The organism is Comamonas sp. 23 (assembly GCF_049601575.1).
Taxonomy (GTDB): Bacteria; Pseudomonadota; Gammaproteobacteria; order Burkholderiales; family Burkholderiaceae_C; genus Comamonas; species Comamonas squillarum.
In genome coordinates this window covers 3,132,026-3,150,532 of sequence record NZ_CP187127.1, presented here as the reverse complement: position 1 = coordinate 3,150,532, position 18,507 = coordinate 3,132,026, and the positions used below count along the sequence as shown (strand labels likewise).

The 18,507-nt window shown below is 58.6% G+C and carries 16 protein-coding genes and 1 tRNA gene; 3 read left to right on the top strand and 14 right to left on the bottom strand.

What is annotated here, in order from left to right:
• Positions 1 to 25 precede the first annotated feature (25 nt).
• A complete protein-coding gene (locus ACPEE1_RS14250; RefSeq protein ID WP_312409300.1) occupies positions 26 to 445 on the bottom strand; it encodes an Ohr family peroxiredoxin in 420 nt (139 codons plus the stop codon).
• 978 nt (positions 446 to 1,423) lie between these two features.
• On the opposite strand from ACPEE1_RS14250, the gene ACPEE1_RS14245 reads away from it, so the two are divergent.
• Positions 1,424 to 1,840, top strand: a complete 417-nt coding sequence (locus tag ACPEE1_RS14245) for a hypothetical protein (protein WP_182340746.1) — start codon at positions 1,424 to 1,426, stop codon at positions 1,838 to 1,840.
• Between the two features lie 218 nt (positions 1,841 to 2,058).
• Here ACPEE1_RS14245 and ACPEE1_RS14240 read toward each other — a convergent pair whose 3' ends face one another.
• A complete protein-coding gene (locus tag ACPEE1_RS14240; protein ID WP_182340749.1) occupies positions 2,059 to 3,930 on the bottom strand; it encodes a DUF2075 domain-containing protein in 1,872 nt (623 codons plus the stop codon).
• A complete protein-coding gene (locus ACPEE1_RS14235; protein WP_182340752.1) occupies positions 3,927 to 4,301 on the bottom strand; it encodes a nucleotide pyrophosphohydrolase in 375 nt (124 codons plus the stop codon). Before ACPEE1_RS14235 ends, ACPEE1_RS14240 begins: the two co-directional genes overlap by 4 nt.
• 664 nt (positions 4,302 to 4,965) lie before the next feature.
• On the opposite strand from ACPEE1_RS14235, the gene ACPEE1_RS14230 reads away from it, so the two are divergent.
• Positions 4,966 to 5,088, top strand: coding sequence for a hypothetical protein (locus tag ACPEE1_RS14230; protein WP_269780242.1), 123 nt, complete (start codon positions 4,966 to 4,968; stop codon positions 5,086 to 5,088).
• Positions 5,089 to 5,343: 255 nt separating this feature from the next.
• On the opposite strand, the gene ACPEE1_RS14225 is transcribed toward ACPEE1_RS14230, so the two are convergent.
• The 11 genes from ACPEE1_RS14225 to ACPEE1_RS14175 form a co-directional block, all read right to left on the bottom strand.
• The gene (locus tag ACPEE1_RS14225; RefSeq protein ID WP_423933369.1) at positions 5,344 to 5,784 is read right to left on the bottom strand and encodes a hypothetical protein; all 441 of its coding nucleotides are present in this window, start codon (positions 5,782 to 5,784) and stop codon (positions 5,344 to 5,346) included.
• A gap of 332 nt (positions 5,785 to 6,116) precedes the next feature.
• A complete protein-coding gene (locus ACPEE1_RS14220; protein WP_423933366.1) occupies positions 6,117 to 7,322 on the bottom strand; it encodes a reverse transcriptase domain-containing protein in 1,206 nt (401 codons plus the stop codon).
• A gap of 46 nt (positions 7,323 to 7,368) precedes the next feature.
• Positions 7,369 to 7,785 carry a hypothetical protein gene (locus tag ACPEE1_RS14215; RefSeq protein WP_182340765.1) on the bottom strand — a complete coding sequence of 139 codons (417 nt, stop codon included), beginning with the start codon at positions 7,783 to 7,785 and terminating at the stop codon, positions 7,369 to 7,371.
• Between the two features lie 979 nt (positions 7,786 to 8,764).
• Positions 8,765 to 8,840 (bottom strand) — tRNA-Thr (locus tag ACPEE1_RS14210).
• A 53-nt stretch (positions 8,841 to 8,893) separates the two neighbouring features.
• The gene (locus ACPEE1_RS14205; protein ID WP_423933362.1) at positions 8,894 to 9,901 is read right to left on the bottom strand and encodes a class 1 fructose-bisphosphatase; all 1,008 of its coding nucleotides are present in this window, start codon (positions 9,899 to 9,901) and stop codon (positions 8,894 to 8,896) included.
• A gap of 38 nt (positions 9,902 to 9,939) precedes the next feature.
• The gene (locus tag ACPEE1_RS14200; protein WP_423933360.1) at positions 9,940 to 11,025 is read right to left on the bottom strand and encodes a hypothetical protein; all 1,086 of its coding nucleotides are present in this window, start codon (positions 11,023 to 11,025) and stop codon (positions 9,940 to 9,942) included.
• Positions 11,026 to 11,036: 11 nt separating this feature from the next.
• Entirely contained in the window at positions 11,037 to 13,775 is a 2,739-nt protein-coding gene (gene pepN / locus ACPEE1_RS14195) for an aminopeptidase N (RefSeq protein WP_423933358.1), read from the bottom strand.
• Positions 13,765 to 14,436 carry an HAD family hydrolase gene (locus ACPEE1_RS14190; protein ID WP_423933356.1) on the bottom strand — a complete coding sequence of 224 codons (672 nt, stop codon included), beginning with the start codon at positions 14,434 to 14,436 and terminating at the stop codon, positions 13,765 to 13,767. The genes pepN and ACPEE1_RS14190 overlap by 11 nt, the downstream gene beginning before the upstream one ends.
• A 114-nt stretch (positions 14,437 to 14,550) precedes the next feature.
• Positions 14,551 to 15,655 (bottom strand): peptide chain release factor 2 gene (gene prfB, locus ACPEE1_RS14185; RefSeq protein WP_133857164.1). Its coding sequence is split into 2 segments (ribosomal slippage): positions 14,551 to 15,573 and positions 15,575 to 15,655, totalling 1,104 coding nucleotides; the frame shifts between segments, so codons are not numbered across the junction.
• Positions 15,656 to 15,803: 148 nt separating this feature from the next.
• Positions 15,804 to 16,475, bottom strand: a complete 672-nt coding sequence (locus tag ACPEE1_RS14180) for an NUDIX hydrolase (protein WP_423933353.1) — start codon at positions 16,473 to 16,475, stop codon at positions 15,804 to 15,806.
• A gap of 81 nt (positions 16,476 to 16,556) precedes the next feature.
• On the bottom strand, positions 16,557 to 16,877 hold the full coding sequence (locus tag ACPEE1_RS14175; protein ID WP_423933350.1) for a hypothetical protein: 321 nt from the start codon (positions 16,875 to 16,877) through the stop codon (positions 16,557 to 16,559).
• A 507-nt stretch (positions 16,878 to 17,384) separates the two neighbouring features.
• On the opposite strand from ACPEE1_RS14175, the gene ACPEE1_RS14170 reads away from it, so the two are divergent.
• Positions 17,385 to 18,446, top strand: coding sequence for an aldo/keto reductase (locus ACPEE1_RS14170; protein WP_116926895.1), 1,062 nt, complete (start codon positions 17,385 to 17,387; stop codon positions 18,444 to 18,446).
• Positions 18,447 to 18,507: the final 61 nt, after the last annotated feature.

The window sequence follows — 18,507 nt, the reverse complement described above, 5'->3', positions numbered from 1 at the left end:
AGCCGGGTGGGGAGCCAAGGGGCGATCAGGCCACGGAAAGATCGACCTGGATATTGCCGCGTGTCGCCTTGGAGTACGGGCAGATCTGGTGCGCCGCCTGCACCACGGCCAGCGCCTGGTCATGCGCCACGCCCGGCACCTTGACGTTCAGGCGTGCCGCCAGCGCAAAGCCCTCGGCGTTTTGCACCAGATCCACCTCGGCGTCGACCGCCAGGTCTGCTGGCAGCTTCACGCCCAGCGGCTGCGCCGCCCGCGCCATCGCCCCCATAAAACAGGCCGACCAGCCCGCCGCAAACAGCTGCTCGGGGTTGGTGCCCGTGCCCGCCGTGCCAAACTGGGTCAGGCGAATATCCAGATGCCCGTCATCGCTGCGCGATGCGCCGGAGCGGCCGCCGGTGGTGGTTGTGCGGCCGGTGTAGAGAACCTTGTCTTGTGCTGCGCTCATGGTCAAATCCTTGTGGAGCTGTTGTTTTGTCAAACTGACGGAGCGATTGTTCAAGCCAGCGGCGCTTTGGCAAAGGGGTTGTCTGACCGAATGTAGCGCTGCGAGAGGCAGTGTACAAAACTATACAAAAGTGTTGGGTGGTGAGAATTACAGGCTGCCAGGCTGGGTGCCCGACGAAAGAAAATCGCGGCGAAATAAAGCGGGGTGGCCTTGTTGATGGAGGGAGAAGTTCTTTCCGAGTCCCCTGAGAACAGCGCCCGCGCTACTACCTGCAAACCCTTTACGTCGCCCCTTAGTGCACGTAATGCATGCCCTGCTGCATGCCACGGGCTGGTTGGCCCGGAAGTCCATGGACCGCATCGCTTGAGCGGGCAATGGCGCGCAGGCTATGCGCCAGCGCTTGGGCTATTGCTGCATTGAAATAGAGCACCTCCATGTCATCGACCGTGACGGCTTCCCGACCTAGCCGGGCCGCGACCGCTTCACTGAGGAGGGCCGAGAGGCTCGGGCAGAAGAGGGGTTCAAAAATGCGCCACACCTAAACACTCCCATTCCTGCCGTGCTACAGTTAGGCCGCTGCGCCAGTCAAGCGCAGCCGGGATTGGCGTCCCGATTCCCGCTGCGACGCAAGCCGCAGTCTCTTCCGCAGAGTACCTGCGGCTTGTTTGTTCGTGCTCGTTTTATGGCGGCTCGGGCAGGGAGCCGCGAGGCTCGCCGGTATGCGCAAGCGGGGCCGGTACGCCAACCTGTTCGAGCTGCCGCCCCCATTGGCGTGGGAAGCGGTGGTTGTAGCAAACCATCCTGCTTGGAGTCCACCATGGCTCAGTCATCCCCTGCGCACATCTCTGCGCCCACTTCCTGCCTGGGCGAAAGCGCCTTTATCCAACTCCATCCCGACGCGCACAACGCGCTGAACATGGCCGTACAGGCACTACTGCCTGCACTGCGCAACCTGTCCCGGAGTCAGGAGGCGTCATCATGAACAGCAAGCCCCAAGCTGCCCCTCCAGCAGCAAAAGCCGGCTCATCCGTGGATTCCAGCTCGGACACCTCCCGCCCGGATAAAGCTCTTGCCGATGCCATCCAGGCCCTCGCTGGCCATGGCGATCAGCCTTTAGACATTCATGACATTTGCAGGCTCCGCAGGGCTGGCGGCTTTACGGACGACCTGGCGCTGACGGAGTGCGAAGCCCAAGCGATCAACACGCGCTTGTATGGCTTGAGCGCTATATCGACTCTGCTGATCGGTGCAGATGATGGCGGGTCGTTCAAGCTGAGCAAGTGGCTGCAAGGCGGTCTGCACAGTGCTTTGTATGCGCTGACGGAGGATGCGCAGGCGGTGCTGTATCGGGCTAATGAGAAGGCTGCCGAAGCGCGGAAGGATGGCGTAGCATGAATTGCAGCACTACCCCTGCTTAAAAGCAAGCAGCGCGCCAACAGGCGGCATTAGTGGATGCCGGCACTTGTGGCGTTGGGTGAGGGGGGCTGCAAGTCGCGTGCGCCCCATTCACTATTCATCAATTTGCAGGGGGTAAGAGCTCGGTTGGCGCATACCCATGGGAGCGACCGACTCCTTTGAACTGCTAGAGCTGAAGTCTCAATGCGGTCTGGAGGCTAAGCGAATTGTTTTTGCTTGCCACGGGACCTGAGATAGGCGGCCAGCTTTGCATCAGTCGCATAGACATAGCACCCTTTCATTCCACGTGTCATTAGCGTGCGGTACGTATTCTTGATGATCATGTCCGCCTGCCGTGCAGCTTCAGCAGGCTGCTCCTTGGACATCTTCACGAAGCCTTTCATGGTTTTATCGTGCCGATCGCGCGCTCTGGGTAGAGTGGTAAGTTTCTCTCCGTCCATCACCAGATCAGGACCAATGATCACGCCGATGTAGTCCACTTCCAGGCCTTGGCAGGTGTGGATACAGCCCACTTGCTGCACTGAATGGGGTGCCATGATCCAAAGACTGCCGTCTTGGTCAAGATTCCATTGACGCTGGTAATCGCCGATCACCACATCCATCTGCTTGGAGTCCTTCTTGCTGTTCCATGGCCAGCAATATCCGGCGACCACGCGTGCTCGGTTGCCGCTGTTCTTTGCCTCAATCGCTGCGTGCATTTCCTCGGGGTCATCGAAAACTTGAAAGTCAAACGGAATATCCTCAAGGCTGCCGTTCGCAGTCGCTCTGATTTGCAACACATCGTCCACCCAGGCAAGGTAACCATCTGAACCTGCACAGCGAAACTGCGAGGCAAGAGCGTACTCCTCAACCTCTGCTCCGCGAGCGGCCGCAAACTTACGGATGGCTGCCTTGGTTCCTACATCTTTGAGCGTTACGCGCTGGTCTTCGTCAATAAAGAAAATGCTGCACTTGGCTGCATTGATAAGCTCCTGGACTTGGTGTGTACCCAGGTTCCCATAGAAACCACTTTTCTCGGTCAGGCGGTGCGCCTCGTCAACTACCAGCACGTCAAAGGCATCCGTGCTTGTTTCAGTGAACGAGCCCGAGCCACCAAACAGATTGACCAGATGCGCGTTCTCTCGGGTCTGGATGAGCTTTTCGCTGTACACGGCACGCGGTGCCGCATTCTTGGAGATGTATTTAACAGTCAGCCCTTCTCGCAAGGCGGCCAGCAGGTTTACTGCAACGACCGATTTGCCGGTTCCCGGACCGCCTTCAATGATCACGACACGAGGTTTTTCGGAAGAGCTCGCCTGACGGCATGCAGCCTTTGCAGCTTCAAAAATCTCCTTCTGATCATCGATCAACGCGAATTCTTCGTTGCCTTTGAGAAGCTTCCCGACGACGTCAGCAAGCGCTTTGGAAGGGCGAAGACGGCCTTGTTCTAGATCGAACAGCACCTGACGACCTCGTCCATGGCGAAGATGCTGTTTTATGAATTCTCTGAGTCGCTTGCGATCATCATCACCTTTCAGGAACAGTGGCGCACGTTCAATATATGGTTGATAGTGAGCCGCGTCGATGATTCCATCCGCAGCGTAGTTGTGCAGGTAGGCACAAGGGCGTACTTGCAAACCGCCATCGTAGACAGCTTCGTTGAAGCCTTCCAAAAATGCGGTGTAGGACCATGCCTGGTAGCTGGGATGCACACGCATTTGGTCTGAGCGACCGCCATGACGTAGCAAGACAATGGCATCGCGGTCCGTAGCGTTAACAGAGGACCACTGCTTTAGCTCCACAACAATCAGACGTCGCGAACCATCATCAGCATGCCCAGCAAGAATGACGTCGATGCGTTTGGCAGATTGCGGAAGGATGAATTCCACTGCCACCCCAACATCGTCGGCAATTTCCGGGTCACTCAGGACACGTGCCACGTAGCCCAGGGATTCTCGCCAGGATCGGATCTCTGCCTGCGCCACTTTTCGGTCTGTGGCAGCGCGGTACTTTTCGTAAATGACGTCCTCGATGTCACGATCGTTGTAGTCAACCAAGAATTCCTTCTTGTCAGCTTGATAGACGATCATGGCTTTGGCAACTGGTCGTACTTGGTACTCACTCCTTTAGAGAGTTCGATCGGGTACTTGGCAGCGTTGGAAGCGAGTTTGCTGCTCACTGCGGCATTCAGGTCAACCCCAAGCACGTCGGCAAGTCGCACAAGGTAAAGCGCGACGTCCGCGAGCTCATCGCGCACTGCTTGGGATGTTTTTGGTGAGGTCGCAGCACTGAGCGAATCCGCTTCCGACATCCACTGAAATATTTCGGTGAGTTCGCCAACTTCTCCGGAGAGCGCCATGACCAGATTTTTGGGCGAGTGAAATTTATGCCAATCTCGCTCTTCAGCAAATTGCCTCAATGCTTGAGCGGCGCCATCAACGTTAACAAGAGTTTTTTCCACGGGTCATACCTTTGGTCTCAGCTTGTGGTTCAAACTGATCTCGGGATTCGGGCATCCGAAACGATGCTGCCTGCAGCACTAAAGTGCTTCTTCTGCGTGAGAGGGCAACATGTTCGTTTTGAACAGATGATAAGGTTATTTATCTGTGTTCTGATGTTTTTGAAGGGCTTTTGCACAGCCCTTCTTCCCTTTGTGCGCTGGTGGATGAAGCGCGTCGGTTCATGCAATGGGGACTGGCACTGTCAGCAGTTTTTTTCACAGCCTTTGCAACCGCCTGCTGCCGAATGCCTGGAAACGCGGGACATCTCCTATGACGTCCAAGCGCAGACCTTCTGCATCGCCAACGAGTGGAATGGCACTGGCGCCAACTCATCTATCGGCCCCACTGGCCTACACCAACTGGCCACCCATCTACTGGCGCTATCCCACCAGCTTGGATGCATCCAGCCCGGATACCGCGCATGTTGATGCCTTCCAGTCCATCGTGGACCAAGACGACCGACCTTTAGACATTCACGACATTTGCAGGCAACGTAGGGCCTGCGGCTTTACGGATGACCTGGCGCTAACGGATTGGGAAGCCCAAGCGATCAATACGCGCTTGTATGGCCTGAGTGCCATATCGGCTCTGCTGATGGGGGCAGATGACGGCAGGTCGTAAAAGTTGAGCAAGTGGCTGCAAGGCGATCTGCATAGCGCTTTGTATGCGCTGATCGAGTATGCGCAGGCGGTGCTGCATCGGGCAAATGAGAAGGCTGCCGAGGGGCAGAAGGGTCGTGCAGCGTGAGATTACAACAATTTCCCTGCTTATGAGGACCCTGAGCGCTAATACGCTGCATTGTCGACCTCACTTGAGATGGACGCCATCGCGCATAAACATCTCTCTCTCCGCTGTGTCTGCTATTGACCGGCCGAGGCGATGGATGCCGATGTAGTGCGCCTAGGTTTAACGAGCAGACACTAACGAGTGGGCAGATAACGCGTTTGATCCGATGTTTAACCGCTAAGTTGAGCTTCGAAATCTTGGGCGACCCTGCGGCTGTTACGAATAAACATGCGTAAGGAATTTACTGACGAGACGATTTGCTAAGTCTCTGGGAAAGCCCATTTTTTCATCACACTGTGTCAAAGCTTGTTCCGGTGTAAATAGCTCTGTATGTGAAAAAACCTTTTCCAATGAACTTGGGTGCATTGCAAAAATAGGGGCATTGTATTCGGGAAACTGATGTGCAGTAGGGTCGAGAACACAGCCATTTGCTTCAACCCAAAAATGCATTCCGTAACCAGACGCTTGTGTCCCTTTAACAACTAAAACATCTAATTGATGATCCAGTTTTTGAAGGATGGCCGCAAGCATTGCACTGGTTGACTCACAGCTGTTTACAGGGTAAGTGCTAATGAAGGGAATGCCCCGGACACCCTTTAAGCTTTCAAAAAATGGAATTGCACACAGAAATATTTCATTCAGTTGTTGGTTGGTCATGGGAATTCTCACTGATGGTTCTTGGAAGAGTTGCTCTTGCAAGACTTGTCCAAAAGCGTTTGGCGCCATGCACTAAATAGTCTCTGCGAAGCATGTTGCTGACCCTCTTAATCCGCACCTCAAGCGCCTTCATATGTTGCTCAGGAGTAAACCTCCTGCGGCTTTATTGATGGGCATAGCTGCAGATATTGCACCAACGGTCCAATCAAGCTAGCCGTGCTTTCGTCGCGACATTGATACTTCCGATTTATATTCAATGTGATACCTGCGCTACGCCTAGGTGCATGTCAACTCGCTTTTTCTATTGGCTCAATAAATTGCTCGATGCTGATTTATCTAAGACCTAGCAGCCATTGCGCGTCTATACTGAGAGTAGCGGCAGAAATGCCAACATTATTCAGAACTTTTTTAATAACCCCATTTGTCCAGTGGCTCATCTGATTTTCTAATTCTTGAATATTATCGCAGTAATCGTAACAGGCGCTATAAGCATTCTTTTTTGAATCTAATACGGCTTGTAATTTTCCGAGCGTAAGGTTCTTTGATTTCAACTCTGAAATGCCGCATAGATTATAGAAGCTTCCTTTGATGTCTAGAAATTGCTTCTTCCCAACCAGAAGAGAGTAATTTCCTTTCCCATCTGGAGAAAGCTCGACGCCTAAAAATGAAACCAAATCATCTGGGCCTGCAATTACACTCTTGCTGCTTTCTTCTATATCTGGAATGCTAAGCTCTAACTTAGCTAGCCGCTCCTTGCATTCTTGGTGAATGGCAATGGCTTGATCTTTGCTCTGACAGAAAAATATTAAATCATCTGCATAGCGAATGGCTTTTATATGAGATTTTATGCAGTATTTGTCAAAGTCGGATAGCATTAAATTAGCAAAAAATGGCGAGAGAGGCATCCCTTGCCTAACACCTTCTCCAAATTTAATGCCTGCTTGCTTTATTTGAATCGATTCCGATCTAGGGCCCAGCTTGATTTCGCAATGCATGGCCTGCTGCAAGAGGTTGTGAATTGAGCGCTGCCTTATTTTTTTTCGCACCTCTTCTTCTAGGAGCGGACGCTTCACCCGGTCAAAGAATTTTTGGATATCAGTCTTGAAAACCCAGGGGGAGGATTCTCTAAGCTCTTTTGCTTTTTTTACAGCGGAAACTACCCCTTTTTGCTCATCTGTTCTTGGTATAAAACCATAACTAATCTCATTGAATAGCCAGGCTTGCGATTTGGCAATTCTATCCAAGATTGCTCTTTGAACAATGCGATCGGCGATAGTCGGGACGCAGATAATTCGTCTCTTATTTTTTATCGGATCGTGAAGAATAATTGGTTTTAGCTGAGAGAATTGAAAAGAATCGCTTTTCAATCTCTTGGAAAGAGACAAAAGCTTGGAGTCAATATTTTCTGCGAATGAATTTATTGATACTCCGTCTACGCCTTGAACTTGTCCAGAGGGGCGACCAAGTCGGCCTTTGGAAATATGGCTAAAAGCTTGCCGCAGGCCATCTACGTGGGAAATTTCGGATAAGTAAGTCAATTCTCTGATCGCAATCGGCTAAAAAATGCCCCTGAGATTGCCAGATTTAAGACAGGCCACCGAGCACCACTTCTGCGCGTACACGCAGTTGCACTGTGCTTTGTCCGGTGTATGTGCTCGCCGCTTCGCAGCGTTGAGAACATTGTCGCCGAGGTTCGTCGTTCTGCAACCGCCACGTGAACACACTAGCGCTCACGCATGCGGCGAAAATGCAAATCAAACTCATTCGTACCTTCATCGCAACACTCCAAGTGTATTGAATATGCAGGATGCGGGCGCGAAATTTCGCCACGGCACCCATCTGCGGCGTTTCGCGCGCCTCTGACGGGTCAGTTCCGTCCACCGCATCCACGCCTCGGCCTGTTGCATAACGACCTCTATCAGCCCGCGTAGCTTCAGGGGCCACGAGCTGCACCTCGATCAGACCACCGAGCACCACTTCTGCGCGTACACGCAGTTGCACTGTGCTTTGTCCGGTGTATGTGCTCGCCGCTTCGCAGCGTTGAGAACATTCGCGCCGAGGTTCGTCGTTCTGCAACCGCCACGTGAACACACTAGCGGGAGAACTGGGTGTAAGTATCGCATATTTTTAAGAGAGGAATTACACGTCCAGGATGGGCACTGGTTGGTTCGCAATCGCGGAATTGACCACGTGCTGCATACTATTGCCGCGCCGCACATGCGGGACGGATGATCGCGTTTAGACGTCGTTGGCAGTAGAGCCAACACCAAGATTGAGCTTGTCATCCTGGAGGCTCGCTCGTAATCCAAAAGCCGTAGTTATTTTGTCGGTACGATTGATTTCATAGACTATGCCTCGCGCCATTAGTGCCTCGCCCAGGGCCACATCCAGCTACAGTTCTTGCAGCTTCGCTATCTTCCGACAGAGGCTAGAAAACAGTATTACTGGTTCGCCTTGGTCAATCAATGTGGCTGCTGTGCCGTTTGGCATTGATTGCCTTGAGACTTGAAGGCTGCGACTCGACAGTAATTGACCTTCGTACAGCGGTACTAGCACCCGCACAAGATAAGCCAGATCTCATCGTAGATACAGGAGATTTAGTCCACGAGGCCGTGCTGTCCTCTCAAGATTTCGATTGCTTACAAAAGTGCGCGCCATCTTTGCACTTTACACGCATAGCTGGCTTTTCAGAAAGCCACTCAAATGGACTGGCGTTTCACGTTGCTGGTTGTACGGTGTAAGTGCAACGTGTGCTTGTACTGGCTAGGCTCTGTGCAATGCGTTAAACCTTGGGTAGCAGAATTTCCTGAGAAACGTTGATAGTTGGACGCTTAACAATGGGAGACTAACGTTGGGGAAGTTGCCGAGGCGGGTATAAAGATGGAATGAAGCTTCCCATATGCTCTCTGACAAGCATTGAATTCAATAGAAAAACCGCCCTAGTCTGTGAAGACTAGGGCGGTTTCTTATTTCGGAATTTTGGTGCCGGAGAGATGAATCGAACACCCGACCTTCTCATTACGAATGAGCTGCTCTACCGACTGAGCTACACCGGCGTTAGAGAGAAATTATAGCGTGAAATTTTTGCTCTCAGACCAAATTGCAGAATTTATGCTTCGGTGTGGTAGCGGGTGATGCGCTCGACCTCGTTCTTCGAGCCCAGGACCACGCTGACGCGCTCGTGCAGCTTGGTGGGCTTGATGTCGAGGATGCGTTCGCGGCCGTTGGTGGCGGCGCCGCCGGCTTGTTCTACCAGCCAGCTCATGGGGTTGGCTTCGTACATCAGACGCAGCTTGCCGGGCTTGTTGGGTTCGCGCTTGTCCCATGGGTACATGAAGACGCCGCCGCGGGTGAGGATGCGGTGCACGTCGGCCACCATCGAGGCGATCCAGCGCATGTTGAAGTCCTTGTTGCGGGGGCCTTCCACGCCAGCCAGGCATTCGTCCACATAGCGCTTGACGGGGGCATCCCAGTGGCGCATGTTGCTCATGTTGATCGCGAATTCCTTGGTGTCTTCGGGGATGCGCACGTTCTCCTGGGTCAGCACAAAGCTGCCTTGCTCGCGGTCCAGGGTGAACATGGCCACGCCGTCGCCAAAGGTCAGCACCAGGGTGGTTTGTGGGCCGTAGACGCAGTAGCCGGCGGCCACTTGCTGGGCGCCTGACTGCAGAAAGTCGTCTTCGGTCACGCCAGGGTGGCCTTCGGGCTTTTTGAGCACGCTGAAGATGGTGCCGATGGACACGTTCACATCGATGTTGGACGAGCCGTCGAGCGGGTCGAACATCAGCAGGTATTCGCCTTGGGGGTAGCGGTTAGGCACCAGGTAGATGCTGTCCATCTCTTCGGAGGCCATCGCGGCCAGGTGGCCACCCCATTCATTGGCTTCGATCAGCACCTCGTTGGCGATGATGTCGAGCTTCTTCTGCACTTCGCCTTGCACGTTCTCGCTACCGGCGGTGCCCAGCACATCGCCCAGCGCGCCTTTGTTGACGCTGTGGCTGATGCGCTTGCAGGCGCGGGCTACCACTTCGATCAGCAGGCGCAGCTGGGCGGGGATGAGGCCGTCTACGCGTTGCTGCTCGACAAGGTAGCGGCTGAGGGTGATGTTTTTCTTCATGGGTGGAACTCCTTCAAATTGGGTCAATCTGGGTGGGCTCAGCGCTTGGGCTGGCGCGGTGCCTGTGGGGCTGGCGGTTGGGCCGGCTGTTGCGGCGGGGGCGCTGCTTCGCGGCCATTCAGCTCATCGCGCAGCTGCTCGGCGCGGGCCAGTTGGTCGCTGTGGTCCTGGGCGCGGGCATATTGCGCATAGGCGCTGAGCCACTGCTGCGCCTGCTGCGGCTGGTTCTGCTCATGGGCCAGCACCATCAGCTGGAAATAGCTGTCGTACACGGTGTCATGGTCGCCCGCGCTGATCGCAATCTGCAGGCGCTCTTGCAGGTAGTTGCGGGCGGCGTCCACCTGGCCGAGCATGTAGCTGTTCTGCGCCAGGTTGGCCAGCAGGCCGCGCAGGCGCGGGGTCTCGCCCAGCGCTAGCAGGCGCTCGCGCGCCACGGGCAGCAGCTGCTGGTTGGCCTGCAGGGCCTGGCGGTACTGGCCTTGCTCGTGCAGCACATAGCCCAGGTCTTCGTACACGCCCAGTATCTGCAGCTGGGTGGGGTAGTCGGCCGCCTGCGGGATGGGGGTGCTGTTGTCCCAGCGCATCTGCGCGGGCAGCCTGGCAATCTCTTGCAGCGGGTAGCGGGTGATAAGCGTTTGCGCCTGTTTGAGCGCGGCCTCATAACGCCCGCCTTCGGCCAGCCAGCGGATGCTGGCAATGCTCAGCTCCAGATGCGGGTAGGCCCATTGCGGATCGCTGGGCTTGGGCATGGCCACCAAGGCCTTTTGTGCCACCTGGCCCGCTTCGGCAGGCATGGCGCGGCGGCTGAAGATGGTGGCCTGGGTGTAGTAGAGGCGGAAAAAATCCAGCGCCGGCGCCTTGGTGCGCTTAAGGATCGGCTCGAGCGCCTGCAAATCGGCGCTCATCGCGCTGCCGCTGAAACGGCCGCCTTCGCTGAACACGGCGGCATAGAGCGGCGCAAAGCGCTTTTCAAAATTGTTGCTCGGCGTGACCGCCAGGCCTTCGGGCGCGGCGGTGGCCACCGCCCCGGCGTTGCGGCCGGTTTGCGCGCTGGCCAGCAAGGGCATGGCGGCAGCCAAGCTGGCCAGGGCGGCAATGCCCTGGGCCAGCAGCTGTTGGCGCATGCCCTGGCGCATCAGTCCGCCATCGCGCGCGTGATCACCTCGCGCACATCGTTGCTGAGCTTGGGCTTGGCAGCGACCTTGGCAATCGCGTCGCCCGCCGCGCTGCGGTAGGGCTCGGGCAGCTTCTTCCAGCGGTCCAGCGCGCGGGCCAGGCGGGCAGCGACTTGCGGGTTGAAGGCATCGAGCGCCACCACCTGTTCGGCCCAGAAGGCGTAACCAGCACCATCGGCGCGGTGGAAGCCACCGGGGTTGCCGTTGCAGTAGCTGAAGATCACGCTGCGGGCGCGGTTGGGGTTCTTGATGTTGAAGTCGGGCTGCTTCATCAGCGCGCGCACGGCGGGCAGGGCGCTGCCGTTGATATCGGGTGCGCTCGCTTGCAGCGCAAACCACTTGTCCAGCACCAGCTCGTCGTTCTTGAACATCTGGTGGAAGCTCTGGATGGCCGCATCGGCCAGCGGGCTGCCGCTCACCACGAGCGCGCTCAAGGCGTTGTAGCGGTCGGTCATGTTGCCGGCGTCCTTGTAGCGCTGCAAGGTCTTGCCAGGCCAGACCTTGTCGCCGGATTCACGGGCAGCCACGCAGAGCATCAGGAGCGCATGGCCTGCCAGTGCGCGCTTGCCGGCGCTCACCGCATCGGGCACATAGGCGCCGGTGTGGCTGCATTCGTCGTAAGCCCAGGCCCAGTCGGCGGCCAGCTCGGTGGCCAGCTGCTGGCGCATGGCCTCGCGCACGGCGTGCACGGTCTGCGGATCGACCTGGTCGAGCTGTTCGCTGATATAGCCTTCGGACGGCAGGGTCAGCGCCAGGTCCTTGAAGGCGGCGTCGAGCTGTGGATCACGCAGCACTTCGCGCATCGCTTGCACAAACGAGGCGGGCAGCAGATGGGCTTGTGGTACAGCGGCATCGGCACCGGCGGCGCTGCGTGCGGCAATCGCTTGCAGCGCAAAGCGCAGGCCCAGGCGTTGGCCGGCTTCCCAGCGGTTGAAGGCATCTTCGTCGTGTGCCAGCAGGTGCAGGAGGGCGTCGTCGCTCTCTTCGATCTGCAGCACCACCGGGGCGCTGAAGTTGCGCAGCAGCGATGGGGCAGGGGCTTGCTCGACACCGTCGAAGACGATGGTGTGGGATTCCTCGGTCAGCACCACGGTGTGGTTGGTGGCGCTGTGGGCAATGCTGCTGAGCGCCTGGCTGGGGCGAATGTTCAGCGGCAGGCTGCGGCCATCGGCTGCCAGCAGGCCCAGGGTGACGGGAATCACAAAGGGCTCCTTGCCAGGCTGGCCCGGGGTGGGCGGGCAGGACTGGGTCAGGGTCAGGGTGTAGGTCTGCGCTTCTGCGTCGTACACACCTTGCGCGGCCACGCGGGGCGTGCCCGACTGGCTGTACCAGCGCTTGAACTGCGGCAGGTGCTGGGCCAGTGGCGAGCCGGGGTTGGCATCGGCAATGGCCTGGGCAAAGTCGTCGCAGGTCACGGCCTGGCCATCATGGCGCTCAAAGTAGAGCTTCATGCCTTTGGCAAAGCCGTCGCGGCCCACCAGGGTGGACTGCATGCGCACCACTTCCGAGCCTTTTTCGTAAATGGTGACGGTGTAGAAGTTGTTGATTTCGAGGTAGCTGTCCGGGCGCACGGGGTGGGCCATGGGGCCGGCGTCCTCGGGGAACTGCACGGTGCGCAGCACGCGCACGTCGTCGATGCGCTTGACGGCGCGGGCCGAGGCGCTGCCGGCCATGTCCATGCTGAATTCCTGGTCGCGGAAGACGGTCAGGCCCTCCTTGAGCGAGAGCTGGAACCAGTCGCGGCAGGTGACGCGGTCACCCGTCCAGTTGTGGAAGTACTCGTGGCCCACCACCGACTCGATATTGGCATAGTCGGCATCGGTCGCGGTGGCCTGGCTGGCCAGCACGTACTTGGTGTTGAAGATGTTCAGGCCCTTGTTCTCCATCGCGCCCATGTTGAAGTCGCTGGTGGCGACGATCATGAAGCGGTCCAGGTCCAGGCTCAGGCCAAAGCGGGCTTCGTCCCAGGCGATGGAGGCCATCAGCGAGTTCATCGCGTGCTCGGTCTTCTCCAGGTCGCCGGGGCGCACAAAGACCTGCAGCAGGTGCTCTTTGCCGGCGCGGCTCTTGATCTTTTGCTCGCGGGCAACGAGGTTGCCGGCCACCAGTGCGAACAGGTAGCAGGGCTTTTTGTGCGGATCGACCCACTTGGCAAAGTGGCGGCCTTCGTTGCCAGGCCCTTGCAAGTCGCCTTGCTCGACCAGGTTGCCATTGGACAGCAGCACCGGAAACTGGGCCTTGTTGGCGCGCAGGGTGACGGTGTACATGGCCATCACATCGGGACGGTCCAGGAAATAGGTGATGCGGCGAAAGCCTTCGGCCTCGCACTGCGTGAAGAACGAGCCATTGCTGGTGTACAGGCCCATCAGCTTGGTGTTCTTCTCGGGCATGCAGGTGGTGAAGATCTCCAGGTCGACCGGGTCGCTGCCTTCGGGCAGGTTCTCCAGCACCAGGTCTGAGCCGTCCATCTTGAACGAGGACGCTGCGCCATTGACCATCACGCGGGCCAGGTTCAGCTCGTCGCCGTTGAGGTGCAGCGGCTGGGCTAGCACATCGGGGTTGCGGCGCACGCGCATCTTGTTGAGCACGCGCGTCTTGGCCGGGTCCAGATCGAATGTCAGGTCGACCGTATCAATCCACCATGCCGGGGCCTGGTAGTCGGCGCGGTACACGGTGTGTGCTTGTCCTTCACGCATCATGGAGCTTCTCCAAAAATTGGTTGTTGAGCAGGGTCGAAAAATCGGGCGCCCATGCCAGAACATGGGGGCCGCTGAGTTGCTGGGCATCGTGCGTGGTGCCAATGCCCACCGCACGCATGCCGGCGCGCCGCGCCGCTTCAATGCCGTGCGGCGCATCTTCAAACACGATGCAGGCGGCCGGGTCTATTGCCAGGCGCTCGGCCGCCTTCAGAAAAATATCGGGGTGGGGCTTGCCGGGCAGGCCCTCGTCGCCACGCGCAATCGCCTGGGCCGGGGGCTGCATCTGCAGGTTGTCCAGCACAAAGCGTACATTGTCCTGGTCGCCCGCAGTGCCAATGGCCACTTTGAGGCCCATGTCTCGCGCCTGGGCATGAAAGCGGTCAAAGCCATCGACCGCGCAGAAGTTGGCTGCAAACAGCTCGCGGTAAATGCCTTCTTTTTCTGCGGTGATGCGCTCGCTCTCTTCGGCGCTCACCGTGCGGCCCATCAGCGCGCAGGCGCATTCCAAGGCGTTCTTGCCGGTGGTCTGCGCCATGAAGGCGGGCACATCCAGATCCATGGCGTGGCGGCGTGCGTATTCCACCCAGGCCTGGGTGTGCCAGGGCATGGAGTGAACCATGGTGCCGTCCATGTCAAAAATCAGCGCTTCGATCGCAGGCATTGGGCTTGTCTTCAGGTCCGTATCGGCTGGGAGGCCCAGCCAATCGATAGAGGGGCTGAGGCACGCCGCATGCACCGCTGCAAGGCTGCGCTGCATGGGGAGTGCCACAGGTTTTTAAACGCCTTGCTTGAGCGAGGCTTCGATGAACACGTCCAGGTCGCCATCCAGCACCTTTTGGGTGGCGGAGACTTCGACGTTGGTGCGCAGGTCCTTGATACGGCTGTTGTCCAGCACGTAGCTGCGGATCTGGTGGCCCCAGCCCACATCGGTCTTGGTGTCTTCGAGCTTTTGCTGCTCTTCCATGCGCTTGCGCATTTCAAAGTCATAGAGCTTGGAGCGCAGGCGCTGCCAGGCTACATCGCGGTTGCTGTGCTGGCTGCGGCCATCCTGGCACTGCACGACGATGCCGGTCGGGATGTGGGTCAGGCGCACGGCCGAGTCGGTCTTGTTGATGTGCTGACCACCCGCGCCCGAGGCACGGTAGGTGTCGGTACGCACATCCGAGGGGTTGATGTTGATCTCGATGGAGTCATCAATCTCGGGGTAGACGAACAGCGACGAGAAGCTGGTGTGGCGGCCGCCCGAGGAGTCGAACGGGCTCTTGCGAACAAGGCGGTGCACACCGGTTTCGGTGCGCAGCAGGCCAAAGGCGTACTCGCCCTCGATCTTGATCGTGGCGCTCTTGATGCCGGCGACGTCGCCCGGGGTTTCTTCTTCAACAGTGGCCTTGAAGCCCTTGCGCTCGGCGTACTTGAGGTACTGGCGCAGCAGCATGCTGGCCCAGTCGCAGGCTTCGGTGCCACCGGCGCCAGCCTGGATGTCGACAAAGCAGTTGAGCGGGTCGGCCTCGTTGCGGAACATGCGGCGGAACTCGAGCTCCTCGATCAGCGGGCGCAGCTTGGCAGCCTCGGCCTCGATGGTCTCCAGCCCGGCGTCATCGCCTTCTTCCTTGCTCATCTCGAAGAGCTCGGTGTTGTCGGCCAGCTCACTGCTCAGCTTTTGCAAGGTCAGCACGACGGAGTCGAGGGCCTTCTTTTCCTTGCCCAGCTCCTGGGCCTTCTTGGGATCGTTCCAGACGCTGGGGTCTTCCAGCGAGGCGTTTACCGTGCGCAGTCGTTCGTACTTTGCATCGTAGTCAAAGATACCTCCGAAGCTCTTCTGTCCGGCTGGACAGGTCTTCGAGGGTGTTGCCGATTTGGTTGATGCGTTCTGCTTCCATGTCACTGTGTCCTATTATTGCGGTCTAGCCCGTTATTGTCGCATGCTGGCAGCGCTTGGCCGGCCAGTGGTGCTTTAGGGCATATGCTTGATTTAATAATGTTTTTGCTCCCGCTGCGCAGCGTTTGCGGCGCTGGGCGAGGCGAGGCTCACTTCCAGGCAAACCGGGGCTGGTCAAAATGCGCGACGCGGGTGGGGTGCCCCAGCAGGCAAACCTCACGAAACTGGTACAAAAATGCAGCCGTGGGTGCGGCCACCCAGTTCTTGCCCATGGGCATGCGCAGCACAGGGTGGGGCGAGGCATCGGTGTTTTCCAGCATTGGCGTATCGCTGCGCAGCAGCTCGGCCAGTGGGATGCGGTGCACGCTGGCCACTTCATCGGGGTTGGGTTGCAGCTGGGCGGTGGCACCGGCCCAGACCACCACCGGGGTGATGACAAAGCCAGAACGCGTGGCGTAGTCATCGAGGCAACCGAGCACCTGGCTGGGCGCCAGCAACAGGCCCGCTTCTTCATGCAGTTCGCGCAACGCCGCCTGCTCGGCGGTCTCGCCTGCCTCGATGCGGCCGCCGGGCAGGGCCCATTGGCCGGGGTGGTTGCGCAAGTGCAGGGCGCGGCGCGTCAGCAGCAGTGCGGCCTCGTTGCTCCACTGCGCGGGTGGGGGCATGCCTTCGAGCCCGGCGCCAGGGCCTTCGTCCAGCAGCACCAGCGCGACGGCGGCCTGGGACTGGCCGGCGCCGCCCATGCGCTGCACCTCAAAATGCTGCAGGCTGTGGTGGATGCGCGTTCGCAGGGCGTCGCTCAGGGGCATGGCATGGGTCATAGGGCTGCTGCATTGTAGAAGCGGCCCGGCCGGCTACGGCGCGCCAGAGAGACAGGGGGCGGTGTTCGGGACTTTAAGGGTTCAGCTGGAGCGGCTCCTGTGGCGCAGGCAGACCTGGAACATCAATCCAAAGCCCGCATCGGGCCCAAACTGGGCAGGCCAAGGCTCGCCCGGGGTCAGCAGCAGGCGGCCATGCATCACGCCGGCATCGCCTGGCTGGGAGGTAATGAGTATCTCAGGGCCGCATCCACCGGGCAGCAGTACCCGCAGGGTCTGGCCCTGGTGGTAGTGCAGGGGGGCTTGCGGTTCAAAGATCAGCCAGACCGTGCCGTGTGCATGGCCGCTGGCGTCGCACAGCATGCAATGCACGATGCCTGGGGCGCTGCCCTTGGGCCAGGACATTGCCTGCCCCGCAACTGGACCTTTGTGGTGCTGTGCGTATTGCGCCGTGCTGCTGCAGGCCCACGCCTGCCTGCCATGGGGCGCGCACTGAGGGCAATGGGATTGGGTGCAAGGCGTTGGTATGCTTTTGCCGTCCTCGGGCTTGGGGTCGCGCGGCTTGTCTGGCCGGGGTGCGGGGGGAGGGTGGCTGTGGGGGTTGGGCGGCTGGAACATCGGGGGCTGTCGCTATAACTGTATTGAACGGATTAATGATCTCGATAGTTTTTTATAAATAATAAAAGATGAAGCTTCAGCAGAACTTACGGGTTATTGGCGACTGATGCGGATCAAAAGAGCGATGAATAACGCTTGACAGCGCCTCAATCTGCTGCGCGGTGCTAGCTGAGCGGCGGTGATGCCCGTGTCGATGGGCGTCTCTGCCTGGCGCGCATGGCGGCCATGGCCAGCGAGGTGTCAAAAAATGCTTTTACACTTGGTTTTTTTGACCGACACCGCTGAATTTTTCTTATGCAAGACATCCAACTTGGCCGCAGTGATTTGAAGGTTTCGCCCATTTGCCTGGGCACGATGACGTTTGGCGAGCAAGTGAGCGAGGCGGATGCGCATGCGATGCTCAGCCATTCGCTGGCGCGCGGCGTGTACTTCTGGGACACGGCGGAGATGTACTCGGTGCCCGCCCGCGCCGAAACCTATGGTGCGACGGAGACCATCATCGGCAACTGGTTCAAGGCCAACCCGGGCCAGCGCGACAAGGTGGTGCTGGCCAGCAAGGTGGCGGGCCCGTCGCGCGGCATGCCCTGGGTGCGCGAAGGCAAGGGCATGACGGCGGCCGACATCGTGGCATCGTGCGAGGCGAGCCTGCGCCGCCTGCAGACCGATGTGATCGACCTCTACCAGATCCATTGGCCCGAGCGCCATGTGCCCGCCTTTGGCAATCTGTACTACGACCCGAAAAAGGAAACCAGCGAGACAACGATTGGCGAGCAGCTGCAGGCCTTGGCGGGCCTGGTCAAGGCCGGCAAGATCCGCCACATTGGCCTGTCCAACGAGACGCCGTATGGCGTGCATGAGTTTGTGCGCCTGGCCGAGCAGCATGGCCTGCCGCGCGTGGCCAGCGTGCAAAACCCGTACTGCCTCATCAACCGCAGCTGGGAAAACGGCTTGGACGAAACCTGCGACCGCCTGGGCGTGTCGCTGCTGGCGTACTCGCCCCTCGCCTTTGGCCTGCTGACCGGCAAATACGACGACAGCGGCATTACCGGCCCCCAGGCACCGCAGGGCGCGCGCATTGCCAGCTATGAATCGGTGCGCAAGCAGCGCTGGGGCCGCCCCGAGGCGCTGGATGCCGCCAAGCGCTACAACCAGCTGGCGCGCGACCATGGCCTGACCCCGGCTGCATTGGCACTGGCCTTTTGCTACAACAAATGGCAGGTGGGCAGCACCATCATCGGTGTGCGCACGATGGAGCAGCTGGACGAAGACCTCAATGTCTGGGGCACGCAGCTGTCCGAGGCCTTGCTGCAGGAGATTGACGCACTGCGCTGGGCGCTGGGCGATCCGGCGCAATAAGTCTCCAACAGGTTCTGAGGCCCCTGACGGGGCTGATGAAAGGCGCTGACCTGCAGGCCCT